The sequence below is a fragment of the uncultured Pelagibacterium sp. genome (assembly GCF_963972885.1).
GTDB lineage: Bacteria > Pseudomonadota > Alphaproteobacteria > Rhizobiales > Devosiaceae > Pelagibacterium > Pelagibacterium nitratireducens.
In genome coordinates this window covers 1-8,607 of sequence record NZ_CAXAXY010000117.1, presented here as the reverse complement: position 1 = coordinate 8,607, position 8,607 = coordinate 1, and the positions used below count along the sequence as shown (strand labels likewise).

11 protein-coding genes are annotated in these 8,607 nt (G+C 61.4%); 7 read left to right on the top strand and 4 right to left on the bottom strand.

Translation table 11 applies throughout. From position 1 onward, the window contains the following. Positions 1-502 precede the first annotated feature (502 nt). From dapD to AACZ55_RS14455, 5 genes are read left to right on the top strand one after another with little or no spacing between them, the layout of a single operon-like run. Positions 503-1,348 (top strand): 2,3,4,5-tetrahydropyridine-2,6-dicarboxylate N-succinyltransferase, encoded by an 846-nt coding sequence (gene dapD, locus AACZ55_RS14475; RefSeq protein ID WP_339647243.1) that lies wholly within the window; start codon positions 503-505, stop codon positions 1,346-1,348. A gap of 5 nt (positions 1,349-1,353) precedes the next feature. After that, positions 1,354-2,523, top strand: coding sequence for a succinyl-diaminopimelate desuccinylase (gene dapE / locus AACZ55_RS14470; RefSeq protein WP_339647241.1), 1,170 nt, complete (start codon positions 1,354-1,356; stop codon positions 2,521-2,523). Further along, positions 2,523-3,044 (top strand): hypothetical protein, encoded by a 522-nt coding sequence (locus tag AACZ55_RS14465; RefSeq protein ID WP_339647238.1) that lies wholly within the window; start codon positions 2,523-2,525, stop codon positions 3,042-3,044. The genes dapE and AACZ55_RS14465 overlap by 1 nt, the downstream gene beginning before the upstream one ends. Before the next feature lie 14 nt (positions 3,045-3,058). After that, entirely contained in the window at positions 3,059-3,628 is a 570-nt protein-coding gene (locus AACZ55_RS14460; RefSeq protein ID WP_338607961.1) for a hypothetical protein, read from the top strand. A 6-nt stretch (positions 3,629-3,634) separates the two neighbouring features. Further along, a complete protein-coding gene (locus AACZ55_RS14455; RefSeq protein WP_339647235.1) occupies positions 3,635-4,237 on the top strand; it encodes a hypothetical protein in 603 nt (200 codons plus the stop codon). Here AACZ55_RS14455 and truA read toward each other — a convergent pair. The 3 genes from truA to def are packed head-to-tail and all read right to left on the bottom strand — an operon-like array spanning position 4,234 to position 6,452. Continuing rightward, positions 4,234-4,971, bottom strand: a complete 738-nt coding sequence (gene truA / locus AACZ55_RS14450; RefSeq protein ID WP_339647232.1) for a tRNA pseudouridine(38-40) synthase TruA — start codon at positions 4,969-4,971, stop codon at positions 4,234-4,236. The two genes, AACZ55_RS14455 and truA, sit on opposite strands and share 4 nt — an antisense overlap. Continuing rightward, on the bottom strand, positions 4,971-5,894 hold the full coding sequence (fmt, locus tag AACZ55_RS14445) for a methionyl-tRNA formyltransferase (protein ID WP_339647229.1): 924 nt from the start codon (positions 5,892-5,894) through the stop codon (positions 4,971-4,973). The genes truA and fmt overlap by 1 nt, the downstream gene beginning before the upstream one ends. Before the next feature lie 42 nt (positions 5,895-5,936). Beyond that, complete coding sequence (gene def / locus AACZ55_RS14440) at positions 5,937-6,452, bottom strand: peptide deformylase (protein ID WP_338607965.1); 516 nt, start codon at positions 6,450-6,452, stop codon at positions 5,937-5,939. A gap of 105 nt (positions 6,453-6,557) precedes the next feature. On the opposite strand from def, the gene rmuC reads away from it, so the two are divergent. Together rmuC and AACZ55_RS14430 are read left to right on the top strand one after the other, a co-directional pair. Next, positions 6,558-7,703 carry a DNA recombination protein RmuC gene (rmuC, locus tag AACZ55_RS14435; protein WP_339647226.1) on the top strand — a complete coding sequence of 382 codons (1,146 nt, stop codon included), beginning with the start codon at positions 6,558-6,560 and terminating at the stop codon, positions 7,701-7,703. Positions 7,704-7,762: 59 nt separating this feature from the next. Beyond that, positions 7,763-8,170 (top strand): hypothetical protein, encoded by a 408-nt coding sequence (locus tag AACZ55_RS14430; RefSeq protein ID WP_338607967.1) that lies wholly within the window; start codon positions 7,763-7,765, stop codon positions 8,168-8,170. Between the two features lie 6 nt (positions 8,171-8,176). Here AACZ55_RS14430 and AACZ55_RS14425 read toward each other — a convergent pair. Then, a partial coding sequence (locus AACZ55_RS14425; RefSeq protein WP_339647223.1) for an EAL domain-containing protein occupies positions 8,177-8,607 on the bottom strand: 431 nt, incomplete at its 5' end.

The window sequence follows — 8,607 nt, the reverse complement described above, 5'->3', positions numbered from 1 at the left end:
GCACCAGCGATGGTGTCATCCCGACAAACCCCAGCCCGAGACGCCGCCATAAGCCCAAAATCCCGGATGCATGGGGCGATGATCGCTTCATATATACAAATTTCAATGCGGAGCGTTCATCGCCCCATGCCGTCTAACCCATCATAGCCCGAGGCAATCTCGCCGTCGGAGGTGTTGGCATGCCATCAAGAAAGGCCCCCTCACCCGTCGCATCGCGCCGACCTCTCCCCCTGAGGGAGAGGTAAGGATGGCCGCAAGCGCCGCGAGACACCTCTCCCTCAGGGGGAGAGGTCGGACCGCAGGTCCGGGTGAGGGGGCCTTTCCCAATCTCTGACGCGAAGCGGCGAGTGAGGGGCCTTCCCGATCCTCTCGATCTGCCCACCCCAGGCCGATCCGCCGCCCAATCCGCGGCGAATATGGGTTTCCCCTCCCATGCGCTTCGGTTAAGGTCCGCGCCGAATTCTTCCTTCCTTGTTTAAAGACTAAAAGGCCCGCAATCCCCATGTCCATGAGTGAGCTTGCCGCAACCATCGATGCCGCATTCGAAGCCCGCGAAACCGTCAATTACCAGACGACTGGCGCGATCCGCGATGCAGTCAACGAGGCGCTCGCACTGCTCGATTCGGGACAGGCGCGCGTGGCGGAAAAAGGAGCCGACGGGGAATGGGTGGTCAATCAGTGGCTCAAAAAGGCCGTGCTGCTCTCTTTCCGCCTCAACGACATGGAAGCCATTCCCGGCGGGCCGGGTGGCGCGCAGTGGTGGGACAAGGTGCCGTCCAAATTTTCCGGCTGGAGCGAGACCCAGTTCCGTGCCGCCGGGTTCCGCGCCGTCCCGGGCGCCATCGTTCGGCACTCGGCCTTCATCGGCAAGAACGCCATCCTTATGCCGTCCTTCGTCAATCTGGGCGCCTATGTCGATGAGAGCGTCATGGTCGATACTTGGGTAACCGTCGGCTCTTGCGCCCAGATCGGCAAGAACGTGCACCTGTCCGGTGGCGTTGGCATCGGGGGGGTGCTCGAGCCTTTGCAGGCCGGCCCGGTCATTATCGAGGACCATTGCTTTATCGGCGCCCGCTCCGAAATCGTCGAGGGCGTCGTGGTTGGCGAAGGCTCGGTCATTTCCATGGGCGTTTTCATCGGCCAGTCGACCAAGATCGTCGACCGCACGACCGGCGAGATCTTCTACGGCAAGGTGCCGCCCTATTCGGTCGTCGTCTCCGGTTCCCTCCCGGGCAAGCCGCTCCCCAATGGCGAACCCGGCCCCAATCTTTATTGCGCGGTGATCGTCAAGCGCGTCGATGAAAAGACCCGCTCGAAAACATCGATCAACGACCTGCTGCGCGATTAGCGACAATGACCCATCCCGCCGTCCCGCTGCTCGCCGATCTCATCCGCCGCCCTTCGGTCACCCCGGTCGAAGACGGTGTGCTCGACGTGCTCGAAGCCTTTCTTTCACCACTCGGTTTTGTGTGCACGCGGCTCAAATTCGAGGGCGACGGCTCCTACCCCGTCGACAATCTCTATGCCACCCGCAAGGGCAGTCAGCCCGGCCCGCATCTGCTGTTTGCCGGTCATACCGATGTCGTGCCCACCGGTGATGCCACCGCCTGGACCCATGATCCGTTTTCGGGCGCCATCGTCGACGACGTCATGTGGGGCCGCGGGGCGACCGACATGAAAAGCGGGGTCGCCGCTTTTTGCGGTGCCATGGCGCAACTGGCCGCAACCGGTGCGCTGGAGAAAGGCACGGTTTCGCTCGCCATCACAAACGATGAAGAGGCCGATGCGGTCAACGGCACCAAAAAGCTGCTCGAATGGGCCGAGGCACAAGGCGAGAAATACGATTTCGCCATCGTCGGCGAGCCCTCATCGTTCGAGACTTTCGGGGATTCGATCAAGATCGGGCGGCGCGGCTCGGTTTCGGGCCGGATCACCGTGATCGGCAAACAGGGGCACGCGGCCTACCCCCAGCGGGCCAACAATCCCATGCCGGTCGCCGCCGACATCGTAAAAGCGCTCTATGTGCCCCTCGATGATGGCACCGAGCACTTCCAGCCGACCAATCTCGAAGTCACCTCCATCGACACCGGCAATCCGGCTTCCAACGTCATCCCCGAGCGCACCACCCTGCGCTTCAACGTCCGCTTCAACGACACATGGACGGGCGAAACGCTGCTGGCCGAAATCCACCGCCGCCTCGCCGAAGTCGACATGCGCGGCTGCAGCATCGCATTTGAACAGATCGGCCCGATCTCGCGGTGCTTTGTCTCCCAGCCCGAGGGACATGTGGCCCATCTGTGCGATGTGATGGAAGCGTTCAACGGCATTCGCCCGCAGCTCTCGACCATTGGCGGAACGTCGGACGCACGGTTCATCTCGCTTTACTGCCCGGTCGTCGAATGCGGCCTGATCGGGGCGACCATGCATCAGGTCGATGAACGCGTTCCTGTGGCCGATGTCGAGCGGCTGGCCGAATTTTATGCGCTTTACGTCGAAAAATTCCTCTTGGGAGAACCCGCCTGATGATCGAGACGCTCAAACAGGCCGTATCGGGCTGGTCCAAGATCCTGGGCCGGCAGCCCGACTGGGAGCGCCATTTCCGTCTCGATGCCGAGGGTATGAATACAGGGCTCGTGGCTTTTGGCGGGGCTGTTCTCATTGCCATCGTTCTCGCCACGCTGCGGCTGGGCTTCCCGCCGCCCTTTGCCATGCTGCTCATCGTCATCCAGCACGCTTTGGCGTTGTTTGCCCTGATGATTGCCACCCTGGCCGTGACCCGGATCACAAGCTTTTCGGGCTCGAGTGCCAAATTGATGGTACCGGGTCTTTATCTCATCGCGATCATGAAGCTCATCGAAGGACTTGCTGCGCTGATCGGGCTTCCTCTCGCTGGTGCCATTCTCGCGATATCCGGCATTCTGGGGTTCCGGCTGGCGCAGGCCAACGGGCTGTCGCTCGCTCCTTCCATCGGATACGGGCTGGCGCTGTTCGTGCTGCTTGCGGTCCTGCCGATCGCCCTCTACATGTTGGTCAACGCCTTTTAGAAAGCCATTTTTTCGTGTCCCAAGCCCAGCCGACCCTTCTGGAAGAAACCCGTTCTGCCTTTGGCGGAACCTGGCGGCTGATCATAGGGCGGCGTGACGCGCCGGGCTATTTCTTCACCGACATGCGCGGGCTCGCCTCGAGCTTTGTTGCGCTGCTGGTCTCGGTGGTCGTCACCTTCCTCATCTCGGCGCTCGTTGCCCCGGCCGGATCGGGCATTTCGACCTTTGCCGCGCTGGTTCAGAACGCGCTGCTTTATGGCGGCATCATGAGCGCCTCATGGGTGGTCCTGCGCCTGACGGGATTGACCGAAAAATTCACCGCCTTCGTCACGGTCGAGAACTGGGTCAACGCCATCGTCTCGATCGTGCTGGCCTTTGTCGCGCTGGTCACGGTCAGCGCCGAGCTGATTTTGGTTCTGGCAGTCATCGTGGGCTTTCTCGCCCGCATCAACAATGCAAGGCTGGTCGTCGGCATGACGGTCGTCCAGATCATCATGCTCATCGTCGTCCAGACCATTGGCATGTTCATCGCGCTTGTTGCCGTGGGTCTGCTTTATGGCCCCGTCCCCGCACCGGAGCTCTGATCGGGCGTGGCAGAGCGCGGATTGACGCTGCTTGAAGAGGCGGGCCGGGCCGTCGGCGGCATGTTGCGCCTGGTGCTTGGGCGTCGTGATGCTACTTCCCGGTTCGATTTTTCCCAGCGCGGGCTGGCCGGCAGCTTCATTGCCCTGATTGTGGCCTTTGTCGTCTTTACGGCCATTACGGGAATGGGCGCCGCCGTCCGGCAAACCATGTCACCCACCGGCCAACTCTTCATCATCGGCACCCTTGTCGCTGCCCGCTTCGTCGCGCTGCGGATCAGCCTGCCGCGCCTTGATGCGCTGCATGCCTTCCGGCCGGTCATGGTTGCCAGCAACTGGGTCAACGCCATCGCGGTCGGAGGGCTCGTCGCAGCAACCTTTTGCCTTGCCTTCGTTGGCGCGCTGATGCTTGGCCCCACGGCGGGCGAAACGCTCGTCGCGATCATCCTCACGCTGTGGGTGGCCATCGCCATCGCCACATTCGTCGCCGAGGTCAACATTCTGCGCCTCGTCGCGGCGCTGGGTGGCGGAGAAATCGTGATGGTGCTGGCCGCGCAGGTCTTTGCCCTGATCCTTGCGATATTTATCCTCGCCCAGCTTCCCCTGGGCTAATAATCGATCGCCATCAGATAGAGCCCGGAGGATGGAGCCATGGCCCCGCACCGCGACCTGTCCTGTGCATCGAGCGCAGCCCTGAGCCCCTCCACCGGCCAGCGTCCTTCGCCGACCAGCTTGAGCGACCCGGTCATCGAGCGCACCTGATGATGCAGAAAAGCGCGCGCCGAAGCCTCGATGATGATCAGATCGCCCTCGCGCCTTACGTCCAGCCTGTCGAGCGTACGCAGGGGCGAATTGGCCTGGCACTGGGCGGAGCGGAAGGTGGTAAAGTCATGCCGGCCCAGGATGGTCTGCGCCGCCGCATGCATGGCCGCCGCATCGAGCGGCACCGCAACATGCCAGACCTTGTGGATTTCCAGCGCCGGCCGGGCACGGCGGTTGAGGATCAGATAGCGATAGTGGCGCGCTTTGGCCGAAAAGCGCGCTTCGAAATCCTCGCTAACCAATTGGCAGTCCAAAATGGCGATGGGATGGGGCTTGAGGTGATAATTGAGTGCTTCGGACACGCGAAAGGGGTCCCAATCGCGTTCGAGATCGAAATGGGCCACCTGAGCTTTGGCATGAACGCCCGCGTCGGTACGCCCCGCTGTCTGGGTGCGCACCGCCTCGCCGGAAAAAGCCTCGATGGCAGTCTCGATCGCCTCCTGCACCGAAAGCGCATCGGCCTGGCGTTGCCAGCCCACGAATGGCGTTCCGTCATATTCGATGGTCAGCTTGTAGCGGGGCATCAGCCCACCGAGCGGCCGGTCAGGTCGCCCGCGCCGCGCAGAAAGGCCTCGGCGTCCATGGCCCCCTTGCCTTCACGTTGCACCTGCTTGAACCGTACGGCGCCCTCCCCGCAGGCAATCGTCAGCCCGTCGAGCACAGTGCCCGGATTGCCCTGCCCATCGGCCAGGCTCGAGCGCAATGCCTTGACTCGCACCGGCTTGCCGCCAAGCTCGATCTCGAACCACGCACCTGGGAACGGCGAAAGGCCCCGGACATGGTTGTGAACCTCCTGTGCCGGCCGCGAAAAATCGATCCGCGCCTCGGCCTTCTCGATCTTTCTGGCGTAGGTAACGCCATCATCGGGCTGAGCGGTAAATTCGAGAGCGTCACGGTCAAGCGCCGACAGCGCCCGCCCCATCAGGTCCGCGCCGGTGCGCATCATTTCATCATGGAGTTCGCCGGCCGTCATGTCGGGTCCGATGGAAATGAAATCGAGGAGGCTCACCGGGCCGGTATCGAGCCCCTCTTCCATCTTCATCACCGATACTGCGGTGCGCTCGTCCCCGGCCATGATGGCGCGCTGGATGGGCGCGGCACCGCGCCAGCGCGGCAAAAGCGAACCGTGCAGATTGAGGCACCCTTTTTCCGGCGCTTCGAGTACCGCGGGAGGGAGCAACAGGCCGTAAGCCACGACCACCGCCACGTCCGCGCCCAACGCCGCAAAAGTTGCGATATCGGCGGGATCGCGGAAATTTTTGGGCGTAAACACCGGAATGCCGAACTCTTCGGCCGCCAGATGCACCGGCGATTTGCGTTCGGACTGACCACGACCGGCCGGCTTTGGTGCGCGCGTGTAACACGCGATCACCTCATGGCCGCGCATGACCATCTCGGTCAGCGTGGGCACGGCGAAATCGGGGGTGCCCATGAAGACGACGCGCATCGGATTGCCCTTCGATTTCGAGACGAGTTGAAGGCGCGCAGATCAGCTGGCGAGCCGGGCCTTTTTCTGGAACTTCTTGTTCACGCGGTCACGCTTGAGGCGCGAAAGATAGTCGATATAGAGCACGCCATCGAGATGATCGATCTCATGCTGCATGCAGACTGCCAGACGGCCGGTGGCATGGCGGGTCACTTCCTTGCCTTCGGGCGTGAAATATTTGACGGTGACCTCGGCGGGCCGTTCGACCTCGTAATACATCTCGGGGATCGAAAGGCAGCCCTCCTCGGACACCTCGGTCTCTTCGCTCAGGCCGACGATTTCGGGATTGACCATGGCGATCTTGCCGGAGTCCGGATTTTCCTCATCGGCCAGGTCGATCACCACGACACGCTTCATATAGCCGATCTGGGGACCGGCCAGCCCGATGCCGGGCGCGTCGTACATGGTTTCGAACATGTCATCGACGGTCTTTTTAAGGTCTTCATCGAACGCCTCGACAGGCTCGGCCACCTTGCGCAGCAGAGGATCGGGCAGGATGAGGATTTCGCGTACAGCCATTCAAATATCTCGGAATTGGTGTGTGACGCACTGGTTAATGCAGGTGCACCACACCGGTCAAGCAAAGCGGATATGGGAAGCAGCGAATCAGATAACAAGAACATTATGGAAACAGTGCTCTTTGACATCGGCGGAACGCCCATTACCGTCCTCGAAGCGCTTGCCGGCGGGCTGGCGATCGCGGTGCTCGGGCTCATTATCGTCCTGATCGGGCAGACCCGCGCTGCGCGGCAGCGCGAGGAACAGGCAGCGATCGGTGCCGCCCGCAATGGTGAAATGGAGCGGCATATGGCCGACATGATGCGCATTCAGTCGGAAATGACCGGCCGCATGCAGACCATGAGTGAAATTTTCGGCACGCGAACCTCCGATCTGGCGCGGGTCCTGACCGAGCGGATCGACGCCAGTTCGCATCGGGTCAACCAGTCGATGACCGAGACCCGCACCAAGACCGATGAAACACTGACCAAGCTCAACGAACGGCTTGCCGTGATCGACAGGGCGCAGACAAATATCACGCAGCTCTCGGGTGAAATCGTTTCACTGCAATCGATCCTATCCAACAAGCAGCAGCGCGGCGCTTTCGGTCAGGGGCGTATGGAGGCGATCATTGCCGATGGGCTGCCGCCCAATTCCTATGAATTTCAGGTCACGCTTTCCAACAATTCGAGGCCCGATGCCCTGATCCACATGCCAAACGATGCGCCCTCGCTGGTGATCGATGCCAAATTTCCCCTCGAAGGCTGGCAGCGGATCACCGATGCGGAGACCCCCGAGGCGGTGCGCGCCGCCATGACCGGATTTCGCAACGATTGCACAACGCACATCAAGGCGATTTCGGAGAAATACCTGATCGCGGGAGAAACCCAGGATACCGCCTTCATGTTCGTGCCCTCGGAATCGATCTTTGCCGATCTGCACGAACGGTTCGAGGACGTGGTGCAGAAAGCCGCAAGGGCCCGGGTGGTGATCGTGTCGCCCTCGCTCCTGATGCTGTCCATCCAGGTGATTCAGGCGCTGCTGCGCGACGTACGGATGCGTGAACAGGCCCATATCATCCAGAAGGAGGTCGTGGCGCTTCTGGGGGACGTCGGACGCCTCAACGACCGGGTCAACAAGCTCCAGACCCATTTCCGGCAGGCCAATCAGGATATCGACGACATTCTGATTTCGACCGGCAAGGTGACGCGGCGTGGCGAAAAGATCGAAGCCCTGGAGTTCGAGGACGAGCGGCCTTCACTTCTAGAATGATCGGCAACCAAGGTGCGCCTGTCGCGTTGTCCTGGACGATCATGCCAAGGAGAAGAGCGATGGCAGAACATCCCCATGAAGGTCGGGTCATCCCGGTCGATCAGGCCCTCGGTGACGACGCGAACCCCAGGGCCACGCTGATGCCGATGAGCCTCGATGAGGTCAACGACTATCTCTATGACGAAAGTCGCCCGGCCGAGGAACGCGTTGATCGGCTGCGTGAGATTTCGGATAATCTCGCCGGATTGGAAGCCTCCGATGTCGGCAGCGATGTCGATGCCCTGCGCGACGAGGTCAACGCCGCCATCGCCGCGCTGGAAGGCGCGGACCGGGCCGCCCCCGATGATGCAGCGACGAGCTTTGATCCTGCCGAACATATCGAAAGCCAGTCACCCGATGACGATGAGGCGCTTTCGCGCATCACCGGCGAAGACGACAATGAAGGCTATGAGGACAAGCCTGAGTGATTTGAGCTATGCTCTGAGCCTGAGCGGTACAACGGTCTGGTCGGGAGCGATCGTTTTTCTCGAGCCGCGCACGACATCTTCGAAAGCCGAAATATCTTCGGGTCGTGAGAACCAGTACCCCTGGGCGGCGTCACAGATCTCGCCCCTGAGAAAATCAAGTTCCTCAAGCCGTTCAACGCCTTCGGCAAGGATGGGCAGGTTTAACCCTTTGCCCAACCCGAGGACCGCGCGCACAATCGCGGCCGACTGGTCGTTGTCGTGTACCGAACGGATAAAGGACTGATCGACCTTGATCCGGTCGAACGGAAAGGCGCGCAGGTTCGAAAGCGAAGAATATCCTGTCCCGAAATCGTCCATCGCGACCTTGACGCCCAGCGCCTTGATCTGAATAGCCCCTAGATTTCTGGACGCCTTCTTCCCTAAATTTGAGGCAAGGA

Bases quoted from the DNA above. Each gene is read 5' to 3' on its own strand.
- AACZ55_RS14430 (WP_338607967.1), top strand. From the start codon at position 7,763: ATGGCAGAACATCCCCATGAAGGTCGGGTCATCCCGGTCGATCAGGCC.
- fmt (WP_339647229.1), bottom strand. From the start codon at position 5,894: ATGCGCGTCGTCTTCATGGGCACCCCCGATTTCGCCGTGCCCACGCTG.
- dapE (WP_339647241.1), top strand. From the start codon at position 1,354: ATGACCCATCCCGCCGTCCCGCTGCTCGCCGATCTCATCCGCCGCCCT.
- def (WP_338607965.1), bottom strand. From the start codon at position 6,452: ATGGCTGTACGCGAAATCCTCATCCTGCCCGATCCTCTGCTGCGCAAG.
- AACZ55_RS14465 (WP_339647238.1), top strand. From the start codon at position 2,523: ATGATCGAGACGCTCAAACAGGCCGTATCGGGCTGGTCCAAGATCCTG.
- truA (WP_339647232.1), bottom strand. From the start codon at position 4,971: ATGCCCCGCTACAAGCTGACCATCGAATATGACGGAACGCCATTCGTG.
- dapD (WP_339647243.1), top strand. From the start codon at position 503: ATGTCCATGAGTGAGCTTGCCGCAACCATCGATGCCGCATTCGAAGCC.
- rmuC (WP_339647226.1), top strand. From the start codon at position 6,558: ATGGAAACAGTGCTCTTTGACATCGGCGGAACGCCCATTACCGTCCTC.